The sequence below is a fragment of the Achromobacter sp. SLBN-14 genome (assembly GCF_006715415.1).
GTDB lineage: Bacteria > Pseudomonadota > Gammaproteobacteria > Burkholderiales > Burkholderiaceae_B > Achromobacter > Achromobacter mucicolens.
Map to the genome: position 1 here is coordinate 308,523 of NZ_VFNE01000001.1, position 26,207 is coordinate 334,729.

Annotated in this window: 32 protein-coding genes and 1 tRNA gene; 10 read left to right on the forward strand and 23 right to left on the reverse strand. The window is 64.0% G+C overall.

Annotation, left to right across the window (positions count from 1 at the left end; genetic code table 11):
- Positions 1-41: 41 nt before the first annotated feature.
- The gene (locus FBY20_RS01425) at positions 42-977 is read left to right on the forward strand and encodes a LysR substrate-binding domain-containing protein (protein WP_142049573.1); all 936 of its coding nucleotides are present in this window, start codon (positions 42-44) and stop codon (positions 975-977) included.
- 97 nt (positions 978-1,074) lie between these two features.
- On the opposite strand, the gene FBY20_RS01430 is transcribed toward FBY20_RS01425, so the two are convergent.
- The 6 genes from FBY20_RS01430 to FBY20_RS01455 form a co-directional block, all read right to left on the reverse strand.
- Complete coding sequence (locus FBY20_RS01430) at positions 1,075-1,290, reverse strand: hypothetical protein (protein ID WP_006388022.1); 216 nt, start codon at positions 1,288-1,290, stop codon at positions 1,075-1,077.
- Positions 1,291-1,390: 100 nt separating this feature from the next.
- Entirely contained in the window at positions 1,391-2,497 is a 1,107-nt protein-coding gene (locus FBY20_RS01435) for an AGE family epimerase/isomerase (protein ID WP_142049575.1), read from the reverse strand.
- 147 nt (positions 2,498-2,644) lie between these two features.
- Positions 2,645-2,857: a hypothetical protein gene (locus FBY20_RS01440; RefSeq protein ID WP_006218759.1), complete on the reverse strand. Its 213-nt coding sequence runs from the start codon at positions 2,855-2,857 to the stop codon at positions 2,645-2,647.
- Positions 2,858-3,183: 326 nt separating this feature from the next.
- Entirely contained in the window at positions 3,184-3,408 is a 225-nt protein-coding gene (locus FBY20_RS01445) for a hypothetical protein (RefSeq protein WP_056315937.1), read from the reverse strand.
- Positions 3,409-3,479: 71 nt separating this feature from the next.
- The gene (locus tag FBY20_RS01450; RefSeq protein WP_142049578.1) at positions 3,480-4,226 is read right to left on the reverse strand and encodes a sulfite exporter TauE/SafE family protein; all 747 of its coding nucleotides are present in this window, start codon (positions 4,224-4,226) and stop codon (positions 3,480-3,482) included.
- Positions 4,227-4,289: 63 nt separating this feature from the next.
- Positions 4,290-5,198: a DMT family transporter gene (locus FBY20_RS01455; RefSeq protein WP_142049581.1), complete on the reverse strand. Its 909-nt coding sequence runs from the start codon at positions 5,196-5,198 to the stop codon at positions 4,290-4,292.
- Positions 5,199-5,358: 160 nt separating this feature from the next.
- On the opposite strand from FBY20_RS01455, the gene FBY20_RS01460 reads away from it, so the two are divergent.
- Both FBY20_RS01460 and FBY20_RS01465 read left to right on the forward strand, forming a co-directional pair.
- Positions 5,359-5,829, forward strand: a complete 471-nt coding sequence (locus FBY20_RS01460) for an Lrp/AsnC family transcriptional regulator (protein WP_006226939.1) — start codon at positions 5,359-5,361, stop codon at positions 5,827-5,829.
- Positions 5,830-5,954: 125 nt separating this feature from the next.
- A complete protein-coding gene (locus tag FBY20_RS01465; protein WP_056315928.1) occupies positions 5,955-6,188 on the forward strand; it encodes a hypothetical protein in 234 nt (77 codons plus the stop codon).
- Positions 6,189-6,286: 98 nt separating this feature from the next.
- Here FBY20_RS01465 and FBY20_RS01470 read toward each other — a convergent pair whose 3' ends face one another.
- Complete coding sequence (locus tag FBY20_RS01470; RefSeq protein ID WP_056315925.1) at positions 6,287-6,883, reverse strand: YSC84-related protein; 597 nt, start codon at positions 6,881-6,883, stop codon at positions 6,287-6,289.
- A 100-nt stretch (positions 6,884-6,983) separates the two neighbouring features.
- Positions 6,984-7,163, reverse strand: coding sequence for a hypothetical protein (locus FBY20_RS01475; protein ID WP_230965016.1), 180 nt, complete (start codon positions 7,161-7,163; stop codon positions 6,984-6,986).
- 329 nt (positions 7,164-7,492) lie between these two features.
- On the opposite strand from FBY20_RS01475, the gene FBY20_RS01480 reads away from it, so the two are divergent.
- On the forward strand, positions 7,493-8,446 hold the full coding sequence (locus tag FBY20_RS01480; protein ID WP_056315919.1) for a succinylglutamate desuccinylase/aspartoacylase family protein: 954 nt from the start codon (positions 7,493-7,495) through the stop codon (positions 8,444-8,446).
- A gap of 104 nt (positions 8,447-8,550) precedes the next feature.
- Here the strand turns inward: FBY20_RS01480 and FBY20_RS01485 are convergent, their stop codons facing one another.
- Positions 8,551-8,985, reverse strand: coding sequence for a GNAT family acetyltransferase (locus tag FBY20_RS01485; RefSeq protein ID WP_142049583.1), 435 nt, complete (start codon positions 8,983-8,985; stop codon positions 8,551-8,553).
- 264 nt (positions 8,986-9,249) lie between these two features.
- Positions 9,250-10,164 (reverse strand): PhzF family phenazine biosynthesis protein, encoded by a 915-nt coding sequence (locus FBY20_RS01490; RefSeq protein ID WP_056315915.1) that lies wholly within the window; start codon positions 10,162-10,164, stop codon positions 9,250-9,252.
- A gap of 241 nt (positions 10,165-10,405) precedes the next feature.
- On the opposite strand from FBY20_RS01490, the gene FBY20_RS01495 reads away from it, so the two are divergent.
- The 3 genes from FBY20_RS01495 to FBY20_RS01505 all read left to right on the forward strand — a co-directional run bounded on the left by FBY20_RS01495 (position 10,406) and on the right by FBY20_RS01505 (position 11,450).
- Positions 10,406-10,648 carry a CrpP-related protein gene (locus FBY20_RS01495; RefSeq protein ID WP_056315913.1) on the forward strand — a complete coding sequence of 81 codons (243 nt, stop codon included), beginning with the start codon at positions 10,406-10,408 and terminating at the stop codon, positions 10,646-10,648.
- A 147-nt stretch (positions 10,649-10,795) separates the two neighbouring features.
- Positions 10,796-11,104 carry a hypothetical protein gene (locus FBY20_RS01500; RefSeq protein ID WP_227741206.1) on the forward strand — a complete coding sequence of 103 codons (309 nt, stop codon included), beginning with the start codon at positions 10,796-10,798 and terminating at the stop codon, positions 11,102-11,104.
- Positions 11,105-11,225: 121 nt separating this feature from the next.
- Positions 11,226-11,450 carry a CrpP-related protein gene (locus FBY20_RS01505; RefSeq protein WP_142049585.1) on the forward strand — a complete coding sequence of 75 codons (225 nt, stop codon included), beginning with the start codon at positions 11,226-11,228 and terminating at the stop codon, positions 11,448-11,450.
- Between the two features lie 182 nt (positions 11,451-11,632).
- Here FBY20_RS01505 and FBY20_RS01510 read toward each other — a convergent pair whose 3' ends face one another.
- Positions 11,633-11,869 carry a hypothetical protein gene (locus tag FBY20_RS01510; protein WP_056315908.1) on the reverse strand — a complete coding sequence of 79 codons (237 nt, stop codon included), beginning with the start codon at positions 11,867-11,869 and terminating at the stop codon, positions 11,633-11,635.
- A gap of 351 nt (positions 11,870-12,220) precedes the next feature.
- Between FBY20_RS01510 and FBY20_RS01515 the strand changes: the two genes are divergently transcribed.
- Entirely contained in the window at positions 12,221-13,492 is a 1,272-nt protein-coding gene (locus FBY20_RS01515) for a putative Na+/H+ antiporter (RefSeq protein WP_056315905.1), read from the forward strand.
- 145 nt (positions 13,493-13,637) lie between these two features.
- Here FBY20_RS01515 and FBY20_RS01520 read toward each other — a convergent pair.
- The 9 genes from FBY20_RS01520 to FBY20_RS01560 form a co-directional block, all read right to left on the reverse strand.
- A tRNA-Pro gene (locus FBY20_RS01520) sits at positions 13,638-13,714 on the reverse strand.
- Between the two features lie 242 nt (positions 13,715-13,956).
- On the reverse strand, positions 13,957-14,394 hold the full coding sequence (locus FBY20_RS01525; protein ID WP_056315902.1) for a MerR family transcriptional regulator: 438 nt from the start codon (positions 14,392-14,394) through the stop codon (positions 13,957-13,959).
- 58 nt (positions 14,395-14,452) lie between these two features.
- Complete coding sequence (locus tag FBY20_RS01530; RefSeq protein WP_081101104.1) at positions 14,453-14,791, reverse strand: integration host factor subunit alpha; 339 nt, start codon at positions 14,789-14,791, stop codon at positions 14,453-14,455.
- 2 nt (positions 14,792-14,793) lie between these two features.
- Positions 14,794-17,211, reverse strand: coding sequence for a phenylalanine--tRNA ligase subunit beta (gene pheT, locus FBY20_RS01535; protein WP_142049587.1), 2,418 nt, complete (start codon positions 17,209-17,211; stop codon positions 14,794-14,796).
- Between the two features lie 13 nt (positions 17,212-17,224).
- Entirely contained in the window at positions 17,225-18,247 is a 1,023-nt protein-coding gene (gene pheS / locus FBY20_RS01540; protein WP_056315894.1) for a phenylalanine--tRNA ligase subunit alpha, read from the reverse strand.
- Between the two features lie 77 nt (positions 18,248-18,324).
- On the reverse strand, positions 18,325-18,684 hold the full coding sequence (gene rplT, locus FBY20_RS01545) for a 50S ribosomal protein L20 (RefSeq protein ID WP_006218741.1): 360 nt from the start codon (positions 18,682-18,684) through the stop codon (positions 18,325-18,327).
- 17 nt (positions 18,685-18,701) lie between these two features.
- Positions 18,702-18,899, reverse strand: a complete 198-nt coding sequence (gene rpmI, locus FBY20_RS01550) for a 50S ribosomal protein L35 (RefSeq protein ID WP_008159912.1) — start codon at positions 18,897-18,899, stop codon at positions 18,702-18,704.
- A 309-nt stretch (positions 18,900-19,208) separates the two neighbouring features.
- Positions 19,209-20,735, reverse strand: a complete 1,527-nt coding sequence (locus tag FBY20_RS01555; RefSeq protein WP_142049589.1) for a YifB family Mg chelatase-like AAA ATPase — start codon at positions 20,733-20,735, stop codon at positions 19,209-19,211.
- A 117-nt stretch (positions 20,736-20,852) separates the two neighbouring features.
- Positions 20,853-21,128 (reverse strand): accessory factor UbiK family protein, encoded by a 276-nt coding sequence (locus tag FBY20_RS01560; RefSeq protein WP_056315890.1) that lies wholly within the window; start codon positions 21,126-21,128, stop codon positions 20,853-20,855.
- A gap of 673 nt (positions 21,129-21,801) precedes the next feature.
- Between FBY20_RS01560 and FBY20_RS01565 the strand changes: the two genes are divergently transcribed.
- Positions 21,802-22,140 carry a P-II family nitrogen regulator gene (locus tag FBY20_RS01565; protein ID WP_006218735.1) on the forward strand — a complete coding sequence of 113 codons (339 nt, stop codon included), beginning with the start codon at positions 21,802-21,804 and terminating at the stop codon, positions 22,138-22,140.
- Positions 22,141-22,168: 28 nt separating this feature from the next.
- Entirely contained in the window at positions 22,169-23,407 is a 1,239-nt protein-coding gene (gene amt, locus FBY20_RS01570; RefSeq protein ID WP_056315887.1) for an ammonium transporter, read from the forward strand.
- Between the two features lie 192 nt (positions 23,408-23,599).
- On the opposite strand, the gene ptsP is transcribed toward amt, so the two are convergent.
- The 3 genes from ptsP to FBY20_RS01585 all read right to left on the reverse strand — a co-directional run bounded on the left by ptsP (position 23,600) and on the right by FBY20_RS01585 (position 26,201).
- Complete coding sequence (gene ptsP / locus FBY20_RS01575; RefSeq protein ID WP_056318605.1) at positions 23,600-25,309, reverse strand: phosphoenolpyruvate--protein phosphotransferase; 1,710 nt, start codon at positions 25,307-25,309, stop codon at positions 23,600-23,602.
- A gap of 112 nt (positions 25,310-25,421) precedes the next feature.
- Positions 25,422-25,691 carry an HPr family phosphocarrier protein gene (locus FBY20_RS01580; RefSeq protein ID WP_006387993.1) on the reverse strand — a complete coding sequence of 90 codons (270 nt, stop codon included), beginning with the start codon at positions 25,689-25,691 and terminating at the stop codon, positions 25,422-25,424.
- A gap of 108 nt (positions 25,692-25,799) precedes the next feature.
- Entirely contained in the window at positions 25,800-26,201 is a 402-nt protein-coding gene (locus FBY20_RS01585; protein WP_056315884.1) for a PTS sugar transporter subunit IIA, read from the reverse strand.
- Between the last annotated feature and the right edge of the window lie 6 nt (positions 26,202-26,207).

Consider the following 26,207-nt stretch of genomic DNA (forward strand, 5'->3'; position numbering starts at 1 on the left):
ACGACTATATTGCACTCCTTCATTACCAAAGGTCATGCTAGATGCGCCTGCATTCGCCCTCGATGTCCGAGCTGCATGCCTTCGTGACCGCGGCCCGGCTGGGCAGCTTCACCCAGGCTGCAGAGGTGCTGTGCGTGACCCAGGGCGCCATCAGCCGCGCCATCTCGCGCCTGGAGGCGCACTTCGGCCAGCCGCTCATGCACCGCAACGCTCACGGCCTGACGCTGACCGAGACCGGCCGCAAGCTGTACGACGGCGCACAGGCGCCCCTGCATGCGATCGAAGCGCTCAGCACGGAATTGCGCGCTGACGACCGCCGGCTTCGCCTGACCCTATCCTCGGTGCCCACGCTGGCCAGCGCGTGGCTCGTGCCGCGTCTGCCGGACTTCCACCAGCGCCACCCGGACATCCAGCTCGGTTTCTCGGCCTACCGCCGCAACGAAGACTTCTCCGGCGCCACGCCGGATGCGAGCATCCTGTCGGGCACGCCCGACCAGTGGCCGGGCTGGCACGCGGACTACGTCATCGGCCGCGAAATGGTCGTGATCTGCCACCCCGGGCGTCTGGCGGCACGCCAGGCCAAGGGCCTGTGGAGCACGCCGCAGGGCTTGTTGGGCGAGCCCCTGCTGTATCACACCAATGGCCGGGAAAACTGGGCCCAATGGTTCGCCGCGGCCGGCGTGCCTCGCGCCAGCGTCACGTTGTCGAACGGGTTCGATCAGGTATCGATCCTGATCCGTGCGGTCATGGCCGACATGGGCATCGCTGTGTTGCAACGCTGCCTGGTCCGAGACGAACTGCAGGCTGGCCGCGTCGCCGCCCCCTTCCCGGAACTGGCCATCCGTATCGACCGCGGCTACCACCTCTGCGCGCCCGCACAGCGGCGCGACCACTACGCCCTGGGGTGTTTCCGCCAATGGCTGCTGGAAACCGCCAGCCTGGATCCTGATGTCATGGCGGCCGACGCTCCCGCCTGAGACTCAAGCGCCATCGTGCGGGGAATGCCGCGTATGCAACCAAAAGCAACGGGCCCCATAAAGGGGCCCGTGTCGTACGAGTTGCCGGCGGATCCGGTCAGGGCGCGAGCTTGAAGCCCAGGTCCACGCCCCACTTGTCGGTCTCGCGCAGCCATTTCGCGCCGCAATTCAGGCAGCGGAAGTGGTCTTCGCGGCTTTCCTCCCGGCCCTTCTGCGTTGGGTTGGTAAATCCTTGATGTCCCAAGTGCGAATGCGGCGCAACACCGGCAAGGCCTGGATTAATGCGTTGGCAAGCCAAACACATAACGCTCATTGATGCTTCCCCACAAACAGTGTTAGCAAATTGTAAGGGATTTCACCAATGTCTTTCTATTAATTCGCCCTCAACTTGGGAATAAAAATTGTTAACGTGATTAGGATACAACGTTTTGTAACGCGGTCAGGCAGGTCGCCAAGTGATAAGGCGAGGTCGACGGCATGTCGGCCCGCGTCACGTTGCCCTTCGCATCCAGGCATTCATGCCAGCCGCCCGGATGCAGAAACCGCTCGCGAAAGCTTGCCAGGGCCGTTTGCAGTGCCGGCAGATCGCCCATCACGGCCAAGACCCTCAGGTATTCCGTCTGCGCCCAGATCCGGCGCGTATCGTCCGCCACGGCTCCCGATTCATCCAGCGACGCGATCACGCCGGCGGCATCCACGCCATGGGCGCGCGACCATTGCACGGCGCGCGGCAATGTTTCGGCGAGATCCAGGCCTTCGAACACCTGCGCCGATTCGTGCACGAGGGACAGCCATTCGAACTGATGACCCGGCTCCAGCCGGTTGCCTGCGCTACCCTGCAACGCCTCGGATACGCATTGCGTGGGCGCGTGGACGAAGAACTGGCTGACGCCTTGCGCAAGCTCGCGCAGGTGCTGCGCAAACCCAGCCGGTTCGGCAACCTGCGCCGCCGCCAGATAGGCTTCGGTCAGGTGCATCATGGGGTTTTGCGCCGGCGGCTTCAAAGGTTGGGAAAAGTCCGCGCTCAGCGCCGCGTGGTACAGCGAATCCGAGGTCTTGAAACGCGCCTCGATTGTGCGCGCCGTGGCCAGCATCAGCTTGCGCGCCTGCGCATTGCGGCTGCGCTGGAAATACGCCGACGCGGCCAACACGATGAACGCGTGCGTATACAGGTCCTGGGTATCGTCCAGCGGCCGAGCCTGCGCGTCGACGCTATAGCGCCAACCGCCATGCTCGTCCTGAAAAACACGACGCAGGGATTCGAAGAGGCGATCAGCGTGCTGCGCGGCCGCCTGGCCAGGCGCCTGGGCAAAAACATAAAGCTGGCGCGCGCACGCCATGGCGCGATAACGCGTCGCGGGCAGCGGTTCACCGCTGGCAGCGTCCAAGGATTCGTAAGGCAGTCCGAGCGCGTCGTTGAAGCCGCGGTCCAACCACATGGGCAACACGACAGAATCAAAATGCGCCCGCAGCGCGCGGATATCATCCGCAAGAAAGGAATTGGTCTGTGCGGCAGTCATCTTGGAATGGCGCAAACCCGACGAGGGCCCCAGGTTTTGGAGCAGCAACGATAACCGAAATCGTCGCCGCCATCTCGCAGGAATCCGCCACGTGCTCATGCACACACAGACCGGTCGTGCCGATCAGCTCCGTCCAGGGTGCAAGCCCTATCGGAAGATATTTTCCTCTACCCAGTTTTGCGCGAAGATTTCCGCGCGATCACGAGCTTCGTCCAACGAAGCGCAGTTGCCCAAGTGGGAAAACGCGGCATCCACTTCGGTGCCGCCCTCAGCCGTAACCGTCAGCAATACGCCATATCCGCCGGTGTCCATGGCCGCTGTGGAAACGTCGATCAGTACTTCCTGGTCACGATGCTGCATGTGCTACCTCCCAGTCGGTTACCTAAACGCGCGAACCACGCGTGACGTGCAACAGGACAAAATTTCCCGCGCAAGACAATAGACCTTCAAACGTCACGCAAAGTTCATCTTACTGGCGAGACGCCGGGCCCGATACGACGGAAAGATGTCAATTCGCACATTCCGTCTCAGGATATGCCGGACGGCACAGGGGCGGCGGCGAGGCGCACGAAATACTGCGAAAACATTCGCAACCATGCGGTAATTTCGTTGCCGCCTTGGGCACGCGAACGCTGGCATGGTGCGTAGCCGGCGATTGCCGCAAATGTGCGACGACCGCAAATGGCCTAACGCAAATGGATGGCGCCCGGCTCTTCCATGCGTAGCGAGAGCCTGCCCTTGTCGGTGATGACCCAGCGGCCGTCTGCGCCGGCCTGAATGCAGCGCAATGTCTCAAGCGCTTGCGCGACGTTTGCGGGCACGTCGGTCTGGACTGCGCCGGGCTCGTTGTTGTCGGCCACGACGCGCAGCCAATGTCCCAGTTCGCCCTTTTCGAAACGATGCAATGCCATGCGTGGTTCTCTCGTGAATTTGTCTACGATAGCATGGCCGTCAAGCCCGTTCGGCACGTGTCAGCCAATGGTCAGCCAAGCAGACGCGGCACCGACGACGCCAGCAACGCAACGCCCGAAACCGTCAACAGGCCCAGTACGACGCGGCGGAACGCCACGTCGCTGATGCCGACATACACGCGCGTGCCCAAGAGTGTCGGCACCAGCATTGCCGGCACGATCATCGCAAAGAGGGGCAGCATGTCGCGTGTGACCACGCCAGTCAGCACATAACTGGCCATCGTCACCATCAGCATCGACAAGTTGAAGTTCTGGATCACCGCGCGCTGCACGTCGCGGTCAAAGCCGCGCAAGGTGCACCACAACGTCGGAATCACCCCGGTGAACCCGCCCAGCCCGCCCATGACCCCGCCAATCGCGCCCGCGACGCCATCGGCAACTTTGCCGCCTACCGTGATGCGCGGGATGCGCGCGGCAAACAGCATGATCGGGCACCAGATCGCGAGCAGCCCGCCGATGAAGGCCTTGAACACCGTCGGATCCAGATGCGGCAGCACTTTCACGCCTAGCGGAATGCCCAGCAATCCGCCGGCGATGAATGGCAGCAGATGCGCGGCGGCAAAGCCCCGGCGCACGGTGAAAGCCGCCAGCAACTGTCCGGTCAACGCGCCAAACACCGCCATCGCCGCAGCCAGCCGCGGGTCCACGGTCCAGGCCCAGAACGACATGGCAACCATGCCGAAACCAAACCCGGACAAGCCTTGCACGAAGCCCGCGGCCATGGCGCCCACCACGACCACTACATATAACGAGTCCATATCCGCTGCGCGTTCCGCATGACGTGCCGGCACCATTTCCGGCGCACGCCATTCTAGAGCCTTCTATGAAGGTCGCAGCGCCAACGGCCGCAGGCGCGCGGCCAGCGCCGAGGCCGCCACGCTGGCCGCGATCAGCGCAAGCCCAAGCGCCAGGTCCGCCGAGATGCGTTCGTGGAACACGACGGACGACACGATCAGCCCGATCACCGGCACGCACAGCATCGCAATGGACGTCGCGGCCGGCAGCAGCTTCTGCGTCATGCTCAGCACGACAATGAACGTCAGCGCAGTGGCAAGCGGTCCGGTGTAGAGGATCAGCGGCCAGGCTTGCGCATCGGCCAGAAAGGTCGGCGCGCCGTCACGCAGCCAGGCCAGCGCAGCAAGCGGTATCGTGGCCAATGCGGTCTGCCAGGGAATCATGTCGGCGCCCAGCCGAACGTGGCGATTGGCGCGCAGCTGGATGATGTTGCAGGCCCATGCGAACGATGCGCCAAGCAGCATCACCAGACCGATGACGGTGTGCGCCTGCCACGGGCTGAACGCGGGCGCCACGATGATGCCGATGCCCGCGTAGCTCAGCGCCGTCGCCAGCCATTGGCCCATCGACAGGCGCTCTTTCAGGATCAGCGACGACAGCGGAATCACCCAGATGGACGTCGCGTAGGCAATGACCGACGCGCGTCCAGGCGCCACATACTGCAACGCCCACAGCGCGAGGGCCGTGAAGGCGCCCATCTGCAGCAAGGCCACACCCGCGACCAGCGGCCATTCCTGGCGTGTCGGCAAACGCAGGCGACCCAGCAGGGCCAGCACCAGCACGCTGATGAGCGCGGCGGATCCGAACCGGCTGGCAGCCAGCCACAACGGGCTCATATGGGCCAGCCCCATTTTCATCACGGGCCAATTCCCTCCCCAGATGGCGACCGCACCCGCAAGCGGGAGAAACCTGCGAAGACTGCCTTGCTGACTCATCACTACCCTGCTCTGCCGCTGAATATTCTGCATTCCGGCCCTATGGCCGAAGAACGGAACAGTCTATAGGGTAAACCCCAGCATTTTTGACCGCTTTGTGCGTCGTTTACCGGCATACTCGGCACACATGCACCGTAAAACCGCCGTCTTGAGGTGACTTATGCCGGAAATCAACCTGGATGCCACCGACATCCGCATCCTGAACGAACTGCAGCGCGACGCAAGGCTCACCAATGTGGAACTTGCCGCCCGCGTGAATCTGTCCGCCTCGCCCTGCCTGGCGAGAGTGCGGCGACTGGAAACCGAAGGACTCATCGACCGCCGCGTCACGCTCTTGAACGCGCGCAAGCTTGGCCTGAAGGTGAACGTCTTCATTCAGATCTCGCTCGACAAGCAACGCAAGGCCGCGCTGGATGTGTTCGAACGCGAGATCGCGGTGCTGCCCGAAATCATGGAGTGCTACCTGATGTCGGGCGACGCCGACTACCTGATCCGCGCGCTCGTGCCCGACGTCGATGCGCTGGAACGGCTGATCGTCGAACACATCACGCGCATTCCCGGGGTGGCAAGCATCCGATCCAGCTTTGCGTTGAAGCAGGTGCTCTACACCACCGCCGTGCCGCTGGCCTGACGCCGCATCTGGTATCCATCGAGCGCTTGCGGGATTGCGGCTGCAAGCCCACAATCAAATTGCATGGCGCCGTTTCGTTCATTCCGGCGCCAGCATCCCTCCCATCGCTTAGCAAGGAGCACACCATGCCCGAAACCGACTGGTTCCCCGGCAACACGCTACCCGATCGTCAGGGTTACTTCGAAGTGGAGTTCGCCTCCGGCGAAACTGAAATCACGCGCTACGGCATGCTGGGCTGGGAGCCCGAAGAAGAGCGCGGCCACATCCTTCGCTGGCGCGGTCTGGACCCCGCCATCGAGCAAGCCGAGATCGATCGCGAAACCGCCGTCCTCAAAAACAGCGATGACGTGATCGGCTGACCGGCCGGCAAAGGCCGCGGAGCAGGTCCGCCTTGCTCCGCAACAAAACAAAACGCCGCGGCTTGATGCCGCGGCGTTTTGACTGGGCGCTAGCGCGATCAGCGATCCAGCTTCGAGATCTTGGTGCCCGCGAGCGACACGCCAGCCATCAAGCCGCCATTGTTCATGACGAAGCCCACGACCGGCTGCTGGGCCGTGTTGGTGTCGATGCGGCCATTGGCGCCGATATTGACCACCGCCACCGTGGCGTCCGCGCCAACGGTCCAGCCGCTGCTGTTGCGGAACTTGTTCAAGGCGTCATCCGTCATGAAGAGCAGGATCATCGCCTTCGATTGCGCGCCGGCCTGGAAGCCGATCGAGCCCGCCGTCGTGCTGTAGTAGCCGGCATTCGCGCCGTTCACCCGCAGCACGCCCTTGCCATGCTCGGCGCCGACGATGAAGCTGCCGCTCAACACGTCGGGAAACACCAGCACGCCCTTGGCGCGCGCAACCAGGTCCTTGGACTCGGGAGCGGCTTCATACAGCTTGGCGAGCGTGGCATTGGCCGCGCTGTTCATCGATTGCCGCTGCTCTGCCGTCGAAGCGGCCGGAGACTTGGAAGGCGTGGTCGTGGTACAGCCTGCAAACAGAACGCCGGCGGCGCCGATTGCAATCGCCATGCCGGTGCGGCGCAGAACGGGATAAGCGTCAAACATGGAACTCTCCTTTTGTTGTCATGCATGAACAACTGTACCGGGCATTCCACGTCCAACAAGACACATGAATGTGATAAACGAAACAAAACACTAGCAAGCGCTAGAGAATTCCGTATCGGGGTTCGCCGGTGAACTCGTCAACGGTCCGGATGCCCGAGAGCACCAGCTCGGCATGGCGACGCGCGGCGGCAGGATCGTTGAAGGTGACGAAACGGGGCAGCGACCACCGCTGCGTGGCGGCCTCGTTGCCCTGACGGCGGACCATGATTTCGATGGCCAAAACCCCGGTTTCCAAGTCCACCACTTCACACTGCACTTGAAAACCGTTGATATGACGCTCTGGCCACCCGCTCATGCTGCACCTCTGAATTCCGACTAACGGGCCGCAATATGCACCAAACAAAAAGGCTTGGAAAGCAGAGTTTTTAAGGGGTAAAACAGTACTAATTCGCCTAGTGCGAAGGCATCTTGAAGTTGAAAAAACAGCGCTAAAAACCCGCTTTTTTGCCCTCATCGCCGAATTGGCGAACCGGCGCATAATGTCAGGCCACTGCGCTGCGCGTAATTGATTGCCCCCACCGGCTCACATTCAAACCTGCCATCGACCCCATGAACAAACCCGTCTTCGAACCTGATACCGCTCCGCTGGAAGTCTTGCCGCGAGACCTGTCCGCCTATCGCGAAGGCAACACCGGCATCCCCTACGTTCATCGCTTCGACTCCGGCAAGCCCGGACCGCACGTGCTCATCAACGCCATCACGCACGGCAACGAGATCTGTGGCATGGTGGCCGCCACCCATCTGCTGGACACCGGCGTGCGCCCGAAGATCGGCACCTTGACGGTCAGCTTTGCGCACGTCGAGGCCTACGAGGCTTTCGACATCGACAGACCTTACGACAACCGCCAGCTCGTGCACAACCTGAACCGCATCTGGTCGGCCGCCATGCTGGACGGTGCGGAAGACAGTCCGGAATTGCGCCGCGCCCGCGAGATGCGCCCTGTCCTGGACGCCGCCGACTTCGTGCTGGACATCCATTCCACGCGCGCCCCCGTGCAACCCTTCTGGGTCTACAACGAGATGGACCGCAACACCGCGCTGGCCGCTGCAGTCGGCTCGCCGCAGGTGCACCTGGTCATGCCGCAAGACAAGTTTCCGGGCACTGGGGTCATGGGCTACGGCCATCATGGCGATCCGCTGTCCGACAGCGGCGGTGCGCTCGTTGTCGAATGCGGACAGCATTTTTCGCGTTCCGCGGCCGAACTCGCCACCGACGTGACCTTGCGCTTTCTCGCGCATCTGGGCCTCATCGACACGCCGGCCGGCACCCCGGCCCCACCCACCCCGCAGCGCTATCGCCTGCTGGAGGTCCACATGGTGAAGTCCGAGGACTTCACCTTCACGCGTCCGGTGATTGGCTTTGAGACCTTCGACAAGGGCGAACTGATTGCCATGAATGGCACGGAAGAAATCCGCTCCCCGTGCGATGCCTGCACGATCTTCATGCCCACGCGCATGCCCATCGTAGGCCGCGAAGCCGTGTATCTGACGCAGGCGATCTGACGCCTGACATCGCGTGACCAAGCAACGCGGGCGCTGCACGCAGGCGCCCGGCTCGCCGCGCATACCGGGCATCAAGCGCCTTGCGCCTGATGCCCGCCAAATCCTCAAAGATCCGGAATCAGGCGCTTGCCCATGCTGATCACCGCGTCCTCCTGAAAGCCCAGGCTGTCGTAGAAGCGCTTCACCGCGACGTTCTCGGAACGGATCAGCAGATTGATCTTCGGGCAACCCATCTCAAGCAGCTTGCGCTCGACCGCCCGCATCAGCGCCGTGGCGAAGTGGCGCCGCCTATGCAGGGGTGAAACGGCCAGATAATTGATCCAGCCACGATGGCCGTCGTAGCCGCCCATCACCGTCGCGACAATGGCGCCATCCAACTCACCCACCAGAAAAAGATCGGACTGCACCGTCAACTTGCGCGCGATGTCCTTGCGCGGATCGTTCCACGGCCGAGTCAGCCCGCAGGCTTGCCACAACGCGATCAGCGCGGTTTCGTCGGATGCCTGAAACGGCCGGATGGCGAGGTCTTGCTGAGACATGCTTCATTCCTTGTGATGAAAGAACGAAGGCCTTGCGATACGCCCCGGATGCAAAACGCAATCAAACAAAAAAGGCCACGAGGGGTATCGTGGCCTTCTGGGATAAGCGCCGCATAACCGGCGCCCGAACACGGCTAGCCACTCAACGGAGACGTCGAGTGATTCGTCGGAAATCTGCGCGCAATGCGGCAGCGATGTGCGGTGCGTTCATGCGCTGCAGCTTACACGAGGCGCCCTGCCGCCCGCAAATCCCGCACCGCCTTGTCAATCGCTCGCGGGCGCGGGCAGTGTGCCTTCCATCACCACCACCGCCTGTCCGGCCACGTTGGCCCACACGCCGTCGTCCCGCGGCTCCGCATGCGCCAGCAACAGGCTTGCACGTCCCATGTCCACGCCCTGCCCCACGCGCAGCCGCAGGGCGCCCTTGCCCGCAAGCGAGGCGCGCAGCGCCGTGACGGCCGCCGTCGCACTGCCCGTGGCGGGGTCTTCCGTCATGCGGCTTGTAAGCATCCGCGCCTGGATATCGGTGGGCGCATCCATCGCTTCGCTTGCCGTGTCGGTGGTGTAGACATAGATGGACTTCGCGCCCAGTTGCGGCATCAAGGCCGCGTAGCCCGCCGCATCGGGCGACGCGCGGCGCAGCGCGTCGCGGCTGGCAACCTGCACCACCAAAAACGGCAATCCCACCGACGCCACCATCGGCGCGTGCGTTGACACCATGATGTCCGCGCAATCCAGACGCAGCGCCCTGGCCACCGCGTCCAATGGTGCCTCGCTGCCGCGCGACAGCGGCTGCGGCGCGCGCAGCTGCGCACCCTGCAGGCCGTGCTCCCCGTACGTCAACGCAATGCGCACCAGGCCGGCTTCTTCCTCGAACACGAACGCCTGTGGCGCCGGCAACCCGGCCGCGATCTGCTCGCGCGCCAGCACGACCGCGGTGCCCACATTCGGATGGCCGGCAAACGGCACTTCGCGATCCGGCGTGAAGATGCGCACGTGCGCGGTATGGGCGCGGTCTTGCGGGGGCATCACGAAGCTGGTTTCCGAATAGTTGAATTCGCGTGCGATCCGCTGCATCTGGCGCGCGTCCAGACCCTGCGCGTCCAGCACGACAGCCAGCGGATTGCCGAGATAAGCATGGCCGGTGAACACATCGGCCGTCACGTAGCGGTAGCGCATCCAAACATCCTCAAGATCCCCCCGACACGGGCGGCAAGCCCAGATTGTGCGTGCCGCGGCGCGAACGTGAAAAGGCACAGAGCCGCGAAATTGCACGCATAACAGACGCCTTTCAACCTCAAGGAAGACGTCGCCGGCATGACGGCCGCACCGCCCCGCTTGGTGCGCCATCACTATTGAAAATCACAGGTCGCTGCGGAATACTTTGCGTCCCGAACAACTACTTTTGGAGGAGGTTGCAATGCAACGCGAAGACATCCAAAAGCTGGGCGCACAAGCTGCGCGAGACGGTTTGACCTTGTGGGATTGCCCGTTCTATCGGGCCGCCGCCATGCCGGGCCATACCGGCGAATCGATCTCCGAGTGGAGCGGCAAGGTCGAAGCCTGGGAAGCAGGATGGATGGAGGCCACGGGCGGCGGCCAAGCGCCCCCTGGCGGCCGTTTCCGCTACGTGCCGCGCGCGATGGCGCGGCTTTGCAATTGACTCGTTGACATGCGCCCCGCCTCCGGGGCGCTTTGCATTTGGCATGGCAAGCAAATGTCGCGGTGCAGATACGAAACCGGGATAAGTGAATCGGCCCCGTTTTTATCGACATATACTGTACATTCATACAGTATTTTTAGTTTCATCATGCGATGCACCGTCATCCGAACCCACATCCTGGGCCGGAAGCGCCACGACAACGATCCCGCCCCTGCAGTGACCGGGACGGTCCGCATGTATTCCATCATGCGCGAGGACATGCGCCGCTACATCAGCGTCATGACGCTGGACACCCTGGCCAAGTTCGGCGCGTCGCAAAAAGGCCCTATCCCCGATCTGCTCGAGCCCGAACTGCTCACCTTCGGATCCGATCGCGGCATGATGGTCTGCGGCTTCGAGGAAATCGACGGCAGGCGCTATTACCAGGGGTGGTGGATGCAGTGGGTGCACCTGTAGCCGCGCGGCAAAGCCGTGCGGACGATGATCCATCCCGCTATTTCTGCGCGTAACTTTTCTGGACAAGGATGGCGATCGCGCTCATCTTTTGGCTCAGGACCTTTCCCACGAGGAGGCGCGAATGGATGACCCCGTTCACAGAGCCGGCCAGGAAGCCGCCAGATATGGTGTGCCGCTATCTGCCTGCCCCCTCATGAAAGAAACCAACATGCCCAGCCATACGGGCGAATCGCTACCTGGTTGGCGCGCCAGATTGGCCTCGTGGCAGGCCGGCTGGCATCAGGAAAACGAAGCCCGCCTTGCCGAGCTTCGCCGCCGCCGGTTATTGCAACAATCGCTGGACTGATCACGTCTGGCCCGCTGGCGGGAACGGGGTTTGCTGGAACCCGATTGCCGCAGCGGCGTGATTGTCATTCGATCAAGCAGAGGGCGGCTCCGCACACTCCCTCCCTCTAGCCGCTGCGGCCCTCTCCGCCGCTTCAATTTCTCCGCGCTGTCCCCGCCAAGCGCGCTTGCTGCGCGAGCGCATTACAGTTCCCGGATGATCTTGTACCCGCAGCGCACGCATACATGGCCGTTGTAAAAGCGATCGCCCATCGATGACGTTGCGCCCACGACGTTATTCGAGTCACGAGACGACCCTGCGACCAGTGCTTTCGCCTTCGGCGGCGCGGTGCCGACCGCCGCGGTGTCGACCGCCGCGGTGTCAAACACCGGCCGGAAGTCGTGACTGAACAACCGCCCGGCAAGCCCTTTGCAGCGCATCGCTAACTCCTGAACTGACGCCGAACAGCCAGCGCCTTCGCAAGAGCGCCGACTGCTTCAGCCTCAAGAACAATGCCTGCGATTGACCGTTGGACCATTCGATCGCCCCGTCGATTGATAACCTGGCCAATATCCGCAAATACAAAAGGTATGTCGATAGGAACAATCTGAATCCTCGTCCCGCCTCTTGAAATACATCAATCGTCGCAATCGTGTCCCGCAGCGGCCACCGCGATGGGGTAGGCCGAAATCCGCGATCGAGATACACTACCGGGCTGGGTGTCAGGCGTATTCCTTCGCGCTGGCAGGTCAACGCGCTGGTCGGGCCGCCACGCAGGAGCCCGCGCGTCCATGCAGCCCAGCATCCCCCATGCCCTCGACATCGCAGCCGCCATCATCTTTGCATTGGCGCTGATCCACACCTTCACGGTCAAACAGTTCGAGCGGCTCTCCCACCGCTATCCCCGCCACGCCGGCCTGTTTCACCTGCTCGGCGAAGTCGAGATCGTCTTCGGCTTTTGGGCCTTTGTGCTTCTGATCGTCATGGCGATAGCCGCCGGTGGAGATCAAGCGCTCGCCTACGCCGAGTCTCGCAACTACACCGAACCGCTCTTCGTATTTGTGGTCATGGTCGTGGCGGCATCCCGCCCGGTCCTCCAAACGGTCATGGTCGCCGTCAACCTGATCGCAAAGAACCTGCCCTTCCATACCTCCGTCGCTACCGCGTGGCTGGGTCTTGCCGCGGTTCCGCTGATGGGATCCCTGATCACAGAGCCGGCCGCCATGACCATTGCGGCCCTCATGCTTGCCCCGCAATTGTTTCGGCCGTCGGTTCCCGCCGTTCCCAAGTACTTCGCGCTTGGCGTGCTGTTCGTCAACATTTCGATCGGGGGAACACTGACCGCCTACGCCGCGCCCCCCGTTCTGATGGTCGCGGCCACCTGGAATTGGGACTCGGCGTTCATGCTGGCCACCTTCGGCTGGAAAGCCGCCATTGCCGTGGTCGTGAACGCCACCGTGGCCACGTTCATGATGCGCAAGTATCTGCTTCAACTGCCGGCCGAAAGCATGACCCGGTCCGAGCGCCCTCCCGTGCCGATCACCGTGGTCATCGTTCACCTTGTCGTGCTGGCCGCGGTCGTTGCCCTGGCGCACCATCCCGTCGCGTTTCTCGGCCTGTTCCTGATGTTCCTGGGATTCACGCAAGCCTATGAGCGGCATCAGAATCCGCTGATCCTCAAAGAGGCGCTGCTCGTTGGCTTCTTCCTGGCCGGCCTCGTCATCCTGGGAGGCATGCAAGCGTGGTGGCTGCAGCCCATCGTCTCCAGCCTGGAACCCATCGCACTATTCTTCGGATCCCTGGCGCTCACCGCGATCACCGACAACGCCGCACTGACCTATCTGGGCTCGCTGATCGACGGCATCTCCGACGAATCGAAATACATGCTGGTGGCGGGCGCCGTCGCCGGCGGCGGCTTGACGGTCATCGCAAACGCCCCCAACCCTGCGGGCGTGGCGCTGCTAAAGCGCGGCTTTTCAGACGAAACCATCAGCATCGGCGGACTGCTGCTCGGCGCGTTGGGCCCCACGGCAGTTGCGGCGGGTGCGTTGCTTTTGCTGTAGCGGGGATTTGGGTCGGTTATCGGGCCCAATATTCGGGCTCGGTATTCGGGCCCGATAATTTGAGCTCTGCATTTGCAGCTCAAGAATAAAGCCGAAGAAATGAGAAAGGCCGTTAGTGATTTCTCACTAACGGCCTTGGAACTACTGGTCGGGACGGCGGGATTCGAACTCGCGACCCCTTGCACCCCATGCAAGTGCGCTACCAGGCTGCGCTACGCCCCGAAAGAAAAAGAGTATAGCAGAACTAAAAAATGTTTGCACGCATTGGTGCAAAAAAAGTGCTGAATACCGGAAAAAATTTTGCGCTTTGCGTTTGCCGTTCACATCAGTGCAAGTGATGAAGCGGCACGCGCGAAGCGCAAGGCACTACGGTTTGCGACGCGCGTTGCCATGAAGGCGGTCGCGCGTCGCGGGTACTGAAATCAAACGCTGGATTGCAACCGATGGGTCGCGAAGAAAACGGCTCAGGCAGTGGGCGCGGTCTGCGTCGACGCAGCAGCGGCGGGCGCAGTGCCCGTCGTCGTTCCCAAAGCTTCGGCAAGCATCGCGGACACGTTGCCGAGCTCCGCGCGCAGCGACTGCATCTCGGTGCCCGACAGGCGCACGGCGGCGTCCTGGTCGTGCGGCACGTCGCGCGCATCGCCCAGGCGATTGCGCGCGCCGCTGATCGTGAAGCCTTGTTCGTAAAGCAGCGAACGGATGCGGCGGATGAGCAGCACTTCGTGGTGCTGATAATAGCGGCGGTTGCCGCGGCGCTTCACGGGCTTGAGCTGAGTGAATTCCTGTTCCCAGTACCGCAACACATGAGGCTTGACGCCACACAGGTCGCTGACTTCGCCGATGGTGAAGTAACGCTTGGCGGGAATGGGCGGTAAGGTAACGGTGGATTCAGTACGTGTCATAAGCGGATTTTATGCGCGCGATGCGTGGTGCGCCGATAACAATTACCGACAAAGCGTATCACTCCGCGGCGTCGGGCGTTGTAGGAACGGCCTGCTCGACCACGCTCTTGAGTTTCTGGCTGGCGTGGAAGGTGACGACACGCCGCGCCGCGATGGGAATGGTTTCTCCGGTCTTCGGGTTGCGGCCAGGGCGCGGCGGTTTGTCGCGCACCTGGAAGTTGCCGAAACCCGAGAGCTTGACGGAATCACCGCGCGCCAGGGCGTCGCGGATTTCCTCGAAGAACGTATCGACAATGTCCTTGGCTTCGCGCTTGTTCAGGCCGACCCGCTCGAAAAGCAGCTCGGCCAGCTCGGCCTTGGTGAGGGTGCGTTGCTCGGCAAGCATACTGGTCCCCATGTTCAGCCACGTTGGCGCGCGCCGTGCGCGGCAACCAGGGCTTCCTTGATGCGCGCGAGGCAGTCGGCCACGCGGGCTTCGTCCAAAGTGACCTCAGTGTCCTGTAGCCAGAAACGGAACGCAAGGCTTTTCTCGGCGACCGGTTCGCTGCCCTGCGCCTTGTCGCGCCACACGTCGAACACGCGCGCATCCTGCACAACGGCCAGTTGCGCATCGGCCTTGACGGCCTTGGCGACGGTATCGAGCATGGATTGGACCGTCACGTCCTCGTCGACCCACAGCGCCAAGTCGCGCACCACGACGGGCTGGCGCGAGAGCTCGCGCACCTGCGGCAATTCGCCTTCCGACAGCGCGTCCACGTCCAGCTCGAAGACCACCGGCGCATGCGCCAGGTCGGCCTGTTGCGCCCAGCGCGGATGCAATTCGCCGATCCAGCCCACATGCTTGCCGTCCAGCATGACGCGCGCGCCACGGCCGGGATGCAGCGCGGGATGCGCCGCAGCCTCGAAGCGCAGGCGGCGGCCGCGTGCGCCGAACAGCGACTCGACGTCCATCTTGACGTCAAAGAAGTCCACCTGGCGCGTGGGCACGCCCCACTGTTCTTCGGCCGCCGGGCCCCAGGCTGCGCCCGCGAGCTTCATGGGCTGGCGCACGCCCGCCACTTGCAGCGGACCGTCCTCGGCCGACGCATCGCGGAAAAACACGCGTCCCAGTTCGAACAGGCGAACGCGCGACTGCTTGCGGTTGGCGTTGTGACGGATGTTGGCAACCAGGCCGCCGATCAGGCTGGAACGCATGACCGACAGATGGCTGGCGATCGGGTTCACAAGCCGCACGGGGTTGTCGTTGCCCGCGAAATCGCGTTCCCAGTCGGCTTCGACGAAGCTGTAGTTGACGACTTCCTGGTAGTCCTGCGCGGCCGCAAGACGGCGAAGCGCATGCGCGCCGCGTCGCACTTCGGGCTGCGAGAACATCTTGGCGCGCGCCATCGGCGGCACGTCGGGGATGCTTTCAAAACCGTAGATGCGAGCCACTTCCTCGATCAGGTCTTCTTCGATTTCCAGATCGAAACGGTACGACGGCGGATTGACGATGAAGTCGTCGCCCTCGACCGCGTAGTCCAGGCCCAGGCTGCCGAAGATGGTTGCAACCTGCTCACGCGTGACCGGCACGCCCAGCACGCGATGGCAGCGCGCCAGGCGCATGCGCACCGGCGGACGCTGCGGCAGATTGACGATCTGGTCGTCGATGGGGCCCACCTGGCCGCCGCAGATGTCGACGATGAGGCGGGTGATGAATTCAATGTGCTCGGGAATGCTGGCGTAGTCCACGCCACGTTCGAAGCGGTGGCTGGCTTCGGAGCTGAACTTGAAGCGGCGCGCACGGCCGGCAATGGCTTGCGGCCACCAGAATGCGGCTTCGAGATAGATGTTCTGCGTGTCCAGCGTAACCGAGGTGGCTTCACCGCCCATGATGCCGGCCAGGCTTTCGACCTGATCGCCCGCGACGACGACGCCGACCTTCGGGTCGAGCGTGACGGTCTGGCCGTTCAAGAGTTCAAGCGTTTCGCCTTCACGCGCCCAGCGCACGCTGATGTCGCCGCCGATCTTGTCCAGATCGAACACATGCGACGGGCGGCCGAGTTCAAGCATGACGTAGTTGGAGATGTCGACCAGCGCGGACAGCGAGCGCTGGCCGGCGCGCTCAAGGCGCGTCTTCATCCACTCGGGCGTCGCTGCGCGCGCGTTCACGCCGCGAATGACGCGGCCGCCGAAACGGCCGCACAGGTCGGGCGCTTCGATCTTGACGGGCAGGCGCTCATCGAGCGTGACGGGCACGGCAGCGGCGGTCGGCACCGACAGCGGCGCGCCGGTCAGCGCGGCCACTTCGCGCGCCACGCCCAGAATCGACAGGCAGTCGGCGCGGTTGGGCGTCAGCTTGAGCGTGAACAGCGTGTCGTCCAGGTCCAGCGCCTCGCGGATGGATTGGCCGGGGACCATGTCCGCGGGCAGTTCCAGGAGGCCCGCGTGGTCTTGCGACAGACCCAGTTCGCGCGCCGAGCACAGCATGCCGGAGGACTGCACGCCGCGCATCTTGGCCACGCCGATCTTCATGCCGCCGGGCAGTTCCGCGCCCACGCGGGCGAGCGGCACCTTCAGGCCGGCGGCAGCGTTGGGCGCGCCACACACAATCTGCAGGCGTTCGCCCGAGCCGTCGTCGACCTGGCAGACGCGCAGCTTGTCGGCGTCCGGGTGCGGGGCGATTTCGACGATGTGCGCGACGACCACGCCGGAAAAGGCGGGCGCGGCGGGTTCGGTTTCTTCGACTTCCAGGCCGGCCATCGTGAGCCGGTGCGCGAGTTCATCGGTTGCGATCGGAGGATTGACCAGCGTACGCAGCCAGGATTCGGGAAATTGCATGATCAGCCGTCTGTTATTCGTTGAACTGGCGCAGGAAGCGCAAATCGCCTTCGTAGAACTGGCGCAGATCGTTGACGCCGTAGCGCAACATCGTCAGGCGCTCGAGTCCGGAGCCGAAAGCAAAGCCGATGTAGCGCTCGGGATCCAGCCCGAAATTGCGCACCACCTGCGGATGCACCTGGCCGGATCCGGAGATCTCCAGCCAGCGGCCGCGGTTGGGACCCGAGGTGAACATCATGTCGATCTCGGCGGACGGTTCCGTGAACGGGAAGAACGACGGGCGGAATCGCACGACCAGATCGTCGCTTTCAAAGAAGCAACGCAGGAAATCGGTATACACGCCCTTCAGGTCGGCAAACGAGATGTCCTCGGCGATCCAGAGCCCTTCCACCTGGTGGAACATGGGCGAGTGCGTGGCGTCGCTGTCGACGCGATAGGTGCGCCCGGGCGCGATGACCTTGATGGGCGGCTTGTGCATGCGGGCATAACGCACCTGCATGGGGCTGGTGTGCGTGCGCAGCAGCAGCGGCAGACCGTCCGCGTCGTTCATGTCGACGTAGAACGTGTCCTGCATGGAACGCGCCGGATGGTCCAGCGGGTTGTTCAATGCGGTGAAATTGGTCCAGTCGTTTTCCACTTCGGGGCCGTCGGCCACGTCAAAGCCAATGGAACGGAAGATTTCTTCCACGCGTTCCCAGGTCCGGATCACCGGATGGATACCGCCCGGCGCGCGACCGCGGCCCGGGAGGGTGACGTCAATGGTTTCGGATGCCAGACGGGCATCCAGCTCCGCCTGCGCCAGTTCGGCACGGCGCGAGGTCAGAAGCTCTTCGATCTTCTGCTTGGCCTGGTTGATTCGTGCGCCGGCCTCTCGCTTCTGCTCGGGATCGAGCTTGCCCAGGCCTTTGAGCAGCACCGTCAAGGCGCCTTCCTTGCCCAGGAAGCGAGCTTTTGCGTTCTCAAGCGCGGCGGCATCCGTAGCCGCGGCGAACCGTTCTTGCGCCTGGGCTACCAGGTCGTCAACCAATCGAGTCATGAAATCCAGCCTTCAAAACGCAAACGGGGCCATTACAGCCCCGTTTGCAGCGATGCGCGATGAGTTAAAGCGCGCGATCAGGCAGCCAAGGCAGCCTTGGCTTGCTGCACGATGGCGGCAAAGCCGGCCTTGTCGCGCACGGCCAGATCGGCCAGGACCTTGCGGTCGAGTTCGATCGAAGCCTTCTTCAGGCCAGCGATGAACACGCTGTAGCTGACGCCATGCTCACGGACGGCCGCGTTGATACGCGTGATCCACAGAGCGCGGAACGTACGCTTCTTGTTGCGGCGGTCGCGGTAGGCGTATTGGCCAGCGCGCATGACTGCTTGCTTGGCAATACGGAACACATTACCGCGGCGGCCACGGTAACCCTTGGCGGCGGCAATGACTTTCTTGTGACGTGCGCGGGCAGTTACGCCGCGTTTGACGCGAGGCATAGTAGATCTCCCTTAGATCAAGCGAAAGGCATCATGGCCTTGACGGAGGCCACGTTGGAGTCATGAACCGCCGCAGAGCCGCGCAATTGACGCTTGGCCTTGGTGGTCTTCTTGGTCAGGATGTGACGCTTGAACGCCTGACCACGCTTGATGGAGCCGCTGCCGCGCACCTTAAAGCGCTTGGAGGCGCTTTTCTTGGTTTTCATCTTGGGCATGATGATTCCCTAAACTAAAACACGCATTGTTGATTTACATGACGCCAGGTGCTTGGCGCCAAAGACGCCAAAACTTGTAGACCTGTTGCCACTTCTGGGGGGTTCGCGAAATCTGAAAAGCCGGCTCCGAACGAAATGCATCCATTCGATAAAGCAGCCGGCCAGGCGGTTTCGCGATTGTTTCCCGAAGGCGGACAAAACTGACCCACATCCGGAAAAGCCTTTGATTATATGGTGATTTCCCGGACTTTGTCGAGTCAGCGCGTACGCCCGGAACAACGGGATCGCAGGGCCGACGCCGCCCGGGGATCATACCCCCGTACGCCGGTACTGCACCGCCTGGGCGACATGACTGGCCGCCAGCACCGCCTGGCCGTCCAGATCCGCGATCGTGCGGGCCACGCGCAGCGCCCGGTGCATCGCCCGCGCCGAGCCTGTCAGGCGGCGCATGGCCTGCTGCAGCAGCGTCTGGGCATCGGCATCCATCACGCAGAATTCGTCCAGCTCGGCCCCGGCCAGCCCGGCGTTGATCTTGCCCTGGCGGGCCATCTGGCGTTCACGGCAGCGGACCACGCGCTCGCGGACGGCTTGCGACGATTCGCCGGGCGGCGCGGTCATCCAGGCGGGGTCGGACGGCGGCAGGGCCACATGCAGATCGATCCGGTCCAGTAGCGGTCCCGATATCTTGCCCGCATAACGCGTCACCTGATCCGGCGTGCAGGCGCACGTGCGCGCCGGATGGCCGCGCCAGCCGCAAGGACAGGGATTCATGGCGGCCACGAGCTGAAAACGGGCCGGAAACTGCGCGGCGTGCAATGCCCGCGAGATGACCACCCTGCCCGCCTCCAGCGGCTCTCGCAGCGCCTCGAGCGAGCGGCGGCTGAATTCCGGAAGCTCATCGAGGAACAGCACGCCGTGATGCGCCAGACTGATTTCACCGGGCCGCGGGCGCCCGCCGCCGCCGACCAGCGCGGCTACCGACGCCGAATGGTGCGGCGCCCTGAACGGCGGCTGCCCGGTGAGCGTGTCGGGCATTCCGGCCATCGTTGCCACGGCCGCCGCCTCGAGCGCCTGATTGCGCTCCAGCGGCGGCAACAGGCCCGGCAGGCGTGCAGCCAGCATGCTCTTGCCTGCACCGGGCGGCCCCAGCATCAACAGGCTGTGGCCGCCCGCCGCCGCGACTTCAAGCGCCCGCCGCGCGCCGGCCTGGCCTCGCACATCCGATAGACAGGGGACGGGCGCGGCGGGCGGCCACGGCGCGGGCACGGCATTGGGAAGCAGGCAGGCGCCCGCCGCGTGGGCTGCCACGTCCGCCAGGCAACGGGCCGACAGCACACGCAAGCCGGGAACCCAGGCGGCCTGCTCGGCGCTGCCGGCTGGCAGGATAAGCGTGGCGTCGGGCGCGTCCCGGGCGACGCTCAGGGCGATCACCAACGGCGCGGCGACGGGCACAAGCGCCCCGGTGAGGGAAAGTTCGCCTGCAAGCACTAGCCCGGCCAGCGCGGGATCCGGTGCGCCGGCCGGCGCGCCGTCTTGCGCGGGGGCAGCCAACTGCCCGGACGCCAGCAGCACCCCCAACGCAATCGGCAGATCGAAGCGACCGGACTCCTTGGGCATGTCCGCCGGCGACAGGTTGACGGTGATGCGCCCCGCCGGAAATTCGAAGCCGCTATTGATGATGGCCGCGCGGACCCGCTCGCGGCTTTCCCGGACTTCGGTGTCGACCAGCCCGACGACGTTGAAACCGGGCAGCCCGGGTCCCAGGTGCGTTTCCACGCGGACCGCATGGGCATGCATGCCGCAAAGGGCCCGGCTGGCAAGTACGGCAAGCGTCACGACGGTCTCCGGATGGTTCGGGCCGCCAGTATCCGCAAAAAACAAACGGCCGCGGGAAGCGGCCGTGACAAAACGATCTCGCGCAGGGCCCGCGCAAAGCGGGCGCGCGGGGCTTGCTTACTTGTCCAGCCCGGTGGCCGGCCCCTTGTCCAGCCCGGTCAGGCGCTGTTCCATCTGCTGCACCTGGGCAGCCAGTTGATCGACGCGGGCGCGCGTGCGGGCAAGCAGATCCGCCTGCACGTCGAACTCTTCGCGGGTGACCAGATCCAGCTTGGAAAACGCCTGCGTCATCATGGCGCGCACATTGCGCTCGACGTCAGCCGCCGGGCTGCGCGCGATCAGGTCGGAAATGTTCTTCTGAAGGTCTTCCATCCACTGGGTGCGATTGTTCATAGTTGCCTCTCGATGTTCCGGATGCCTCAAGTGTAGTGCGTTGGTCGCCGGGTTCAGGCCGCGCCGCTTGCGCCGCCGCAAAAAAAAGGGCGGGCCGCATGCGGTGACCGCCCTTCAAAGCACAGGAGAAAACCGGGCTGCCTAACGGCAACCCCCTACCAACACCACTAGCCTTGCCGCCGGTCGCTGAGACCGCGCTGTGCATCGGTCATTTGCCCGATACACGTCCTGGTTTCGATTCTTCTCGACCCCACCCCTGCCAACAAGCCGATCGGTGTAAACCCTCGTATCAGGCTCGCACCCCAATTTGAGGCGCTTTGGGGCAAACTCGGCCGCCCCCGAAACCCGCGCTGCATGCGCGGAGCCGCAGCCGGTAACGCTGAGCGGCCTGCGGAGCCGGCACAACGCACCGGCGGATGCGGCGGCACGCACGCGCACGTGCCCGACACGTCCGCATTAAATGGCTACAAATCCTTCGTGCGGCATACATCTGGTTGCATGGCGGGGCTACCCATTGTTGCGCACCAAAAAGAGGCCGCTCCACGGTGCATTGCGCACCATGATGGTGCCTTCCCGCACAACATTTGCGCCTTTCCCGGCCATCCCCGGCGCTGTCCAACATGGCACGGATATTGCTTTAACCAGGGTGCGTGCAACCATGAGAGGAAATGCCATGAAACTCATCATCGCCATCATCAAGCCCTTCAAGCTCGACGAAGTGCGGGTGGCTCTGTCCGGGATCGGGGTCCAGGGCCTGACCGTTACCGAAGTCAAAGGCTTTGGCCGCCAGAAGGGCCACACCGAACTCTATCGCGGCGCGGAATACGCCGTGGACTTCCTGCCCAAGCTGCGGGTCGAGGCCGCCGTGCCCGATCACCTTGTCGATCAGGTCATCGAAGCGATCGAACAAGCCGCCCGCACCGGCAAGATCGGCGACGGCAAGATCTTCGCCGCCCCCCTTGAACAAGTCATCCGTATCAGAACTGGCGAAGCCGGCGAAGCTGCGCTGTAAATAAATAAAGCCTCAATGGAGCCTGAAAATGGATAAAGCAGATATCTCCTGGTTGCTCGTCTCTACCCTGCTTGTATTGATGATGGCCGTACCCGGCCTGGCCATGTTCTACGCCGGCCTGGTGCGCAGCAAAAACGTGCTGTCCGTCTTGCTGCAAGTGTTGTGCACGTTCGTGCTGGGCCTGGTTCTCTGGTTCATCTATGGATACTCCCTCGCGTTCACCGAGGGCAACGCCTTCTTCGGCGGCCTCTCGCGCGCCTTCTTCTCTGGCATGTTCAACCCGGCAGACGGCACGTACGCCATGTCGAACACCCTGACCGAGCTGCTGTTCGCCTCGTTCCAGGCCACGTTCGCCGGCATCACCTGCGCCCTGGTGGTCGGCAGCTTTGCCGAACGCGCCCGCTTTTCGGCCGTGCTGGTGTTCACGGTGATCTGGTTCACGTTCGCCTACATCCCCATTGCGCACATGGTGTGGTTTGCCTCTGAAACGGCGCCCGGCCTGTTGAATGCCCAAGGCGCGCTGGACTTCGCCGGCGGCACCGTGGTGCACATCAACGCCGGCGTGGCTGGCCTGGTCGGCGCGTACGTGGTCGGCAAGCGTGTGGGCTACGGCCGCGAAGCCATGCAGCCGCACAACCTGCCGATGACGTTCGTGGGCGCCGCCCTGCTGTGGGTGGGCTGGTTCGGCTTCAACGCGGGTTCGGCGCTGGCCGCCAACGAGAACGCCACCCTGGCCTTCTTCAACACCATGATCGCCACGGCGGGCGCCGTCCTGGCCTGGCTGTTCACGGAATGGGCCATCAAGGGCAAACCCTCGATGCTGGGCGCCGCGTCGGGCGCCATCGCCGGCCTGGTCGGCATCACTCCCGCCGCCGGCCTTGTCGGTCCGGTGGGCGCCCTGATCATCGGCGTGGTTGCCGGCGTGGTCTGCGTCTGGGGCGTGAATGGCCTGAAGCGCCTGCTGCGTGCTGACGATGCGCTGGACGTGTTCGGCATCCACGGCGTGGGCGGCATTGTCGGCGCCCTGCTCACCGGCGTGTTCAACGCGCAGGTCTTCGGCGGCCCCGGCCTGGCCGAGCCCGGCATGATCGCCCACCAACTGTGGGTGCAGCTCGAAGGTGTCCTGCTGACGGTCGTGTGGTCTGGCGTGGTGGCATGGATTGCCTACAAGATCGCCAACGCCCTGTGCGGTCTGCGTGTACCGGAAGACCAGGAGCGCGAAGGCCTGGACGTCACCAGCCACGGCGAATCCGCCTATCACAGCTAAGCTGCTGCGACTCTCCCGCCGCGCCCTGCGGCGGGGGGGGGATGGAAAATGAAAGAGCCCTTCATCATGAAGGGCTCTTTTTTTGTCAGCTTGCTTGGGAGCGTGTCAGTCACCCGGCGGAAAGGGTCGTCTGCTTGCGGTCGACTCCACGGGTGTCTGACACCCGGTTCAGTCACTGCCGCGAAGGACGAATCAAGCCGGGCCGAGGGCGTCCAGGTCGACGGGCAAGGCGCGGTTCAGCGCCGAGGCCACCTTGATGCGGAGCGCGTTGGAATGCGCGCGGCGCACCTCGCGTTTCACGTCCAGGAGCTGCTGCGGGTGCATGGAGAACTCGGTCAGGCCCAGGCCAAGCAGCAGGCGCGTCATGCGCGAATCGCCCGCCATTTCGCCGCAGACGGCAACCGGCTTGCCCGCGCGTTCGCCCGCATTGATGGTGTTGGCGACCAGGCGCAGCACCGCCGGATGCAGCGGATCGTACAGCGACGCCACGTCGTGGTCGCCCCGGTCGATGGCAAGCGTGTACTGGATCAGGTCGTTGGTGCCGATGGACAGGAAATCCAGCGCCTGGGCAAAGGGTTCGATCGCGATGGCGATCGCGGGCACCTCGACCATCGCCCCCACTTCCATGTGTGGCGCATAGGCCTGGCCACGGGCATCGAGTTCGCGGCGGGCGGATTCGATGGCGGCCTTGGCAGCCACGACTTCGTGCATGTGCGCGATCATCGGAATCAAGAGGCGCACCGGGCCGTGGGCGGACGCCCTGAGGATGGCGCGCAGCTGCGTCGCGAACATCTCGGGACGCGCCAGGCAATAGCGGATGGCGCGCTGTCCCAGAGCGGGGTTGGTGGCCACGGTGGCCTCGCCGTCCAGCGTCTTGTCCGAGCCGATGTCCAGCGTTCGGATCGTGACCGGACGGCCGGCCATCACCTTGACGACTGACGCATAGGCCTCGTACTGCTCTTCTTCGCCGGGCAGGTCTGGCCGGCCCATGAAGAGGAATTCGCTGCGAAAGAGCCCGATGCCGTGCGCGCCGGACGCCAGCGCCAGCGCGGCTTCGTCCGGCAGCTCGATGTTGGCGTGCAGCACGATGTCGATGCCGTCCAGCGTGACGGAGGGCTCGTCGCGCAGGAGGCTGAGCTCGGCGCGCTCGTCTGCGTACGCGGCCTGGCGGCGGCGGTATTCCTGGAGGATGCGGTCGGACGGGTTGACCACCACCGCCCCGACCGAGCCGTCGATGATCAGCATGTCGCCGTCGCGAACGAGCTCGCGCACGTTGCCCATGGCGACCACGGCGGGCACGCCCATGCTGCGCGCCACGATCGCGGTGTGAGACGTCGGGCCGCCCAGGTCGGTGACGAAGGCGGCGAACCGGCCGCCGCGCAGGCGCAGCATGTCGGCGGGAGAGATATCGTGCGCCACCACCACCAGGGCATCGTCGCCGCCCATGTGGGACATGTCGGGCAGGATCGCCGACGTGCCGGCCAGGACGTGCAGCACGCGCTCGATCACCTGTCGCACATCCGCCCCGCGCTCGCGCAGGTACTCGTCTTCCATGGCGTCGAACTGCTGCCCCAGGATCTGGCCCTGCGTGGTCAGCGCCCATTCGGCGTTGTAGTGACGGTCGGCGATCAGGGCAAGCGTCTGTTCGGCCAGAAGCGGATCGCCCAGGAGCAGGCTGTGCACATTGAGCATCGCGCCCAGTTCGCGCGGCGCGTCGGCCGGAAGCGTGTCGGCCAGTTGCAGCAGTTCCTGCTGCGCCGACGCCAGCGCTTCGGTCAGGCGTGCGCTCTCGGCGGGCACGTCTTCAGGCGAGATCCGGTAGTGCGCCACTTCGAGGGCGGCAGCGCCCATGACCACGGCGCGGCCGATGGCGTACCCCTTGGCGACGCCTTTGCCGTACAGACACACAACGGGGCTGGCAGAGCCAGCCCCGTGAGGCGCGCCAGCAGCGGGCGCGCCGGTCGCGGGTGCAGGCGAACCGGCCCGAGCCGGGCCGGCAGCTTCAGAAGACGTTTTATTCCTGCTCACCGAATTTGCTGTCGAACAGAGTTTCGATTTCGGACAAGGCCTGCTCGGCATCGCTGCCGGAGGCCTCGAGCTTGACCGTGACGCCCAGACCGGCCGCCAGCATCATGACGCCCATGATGCTCTTGGCGTTCACGCGCTGCGCACCGCGCGAAATGAAGATTTCGCTGGAAAACTTGCTGGCAAGCTGCGTCAGCTTGGCCGCGGCCCGAGCGTGCAATCCCAGTTTGTTGCTGATGACAATGTCAGTATTAGGCATAGGAAAGATGGTGACCGCGGACCATGCCGCAGTGTTGATCGCAGCCAATCGTCGAACCGATCGTCGGCTTGAAATAATAGCCGACATAATAGGGCAATTTTCTGCCCGTCAGTCTACCCGCAAGACACCTTGCACGCCGCCGGCAAGCGCCTTTTCGCGGGTTTCAGCCAACGGCAGGTTGCGGTAGGTCAACGCGCGCAACAGCATCGGGGTGTTGAGACCCGCGAGTACACAGCACTGGATGCCCTGGGCCTGCGCGTCGGCGACCGCGCGCTTGGAAATATTGGCGGGGGTGGCGCCGATCAGGTCGGTCAGCACCAGCACGCCCGCGCCGTGGTCCTGTTCGAGGATGTCTTTCAGGACATCCGGCGCCAGGTCGTCCGGCTGATCTTCCGGCTGGATGTCGTGAATAGCCAGCATGCCGTCCAGATCGCCCATGACGTGGCTCGCGCATTCGCGCATTGCGGCGCCCAGAGGCGCATGCACGACGATCACAATACCCGTGGTCATGTCGGT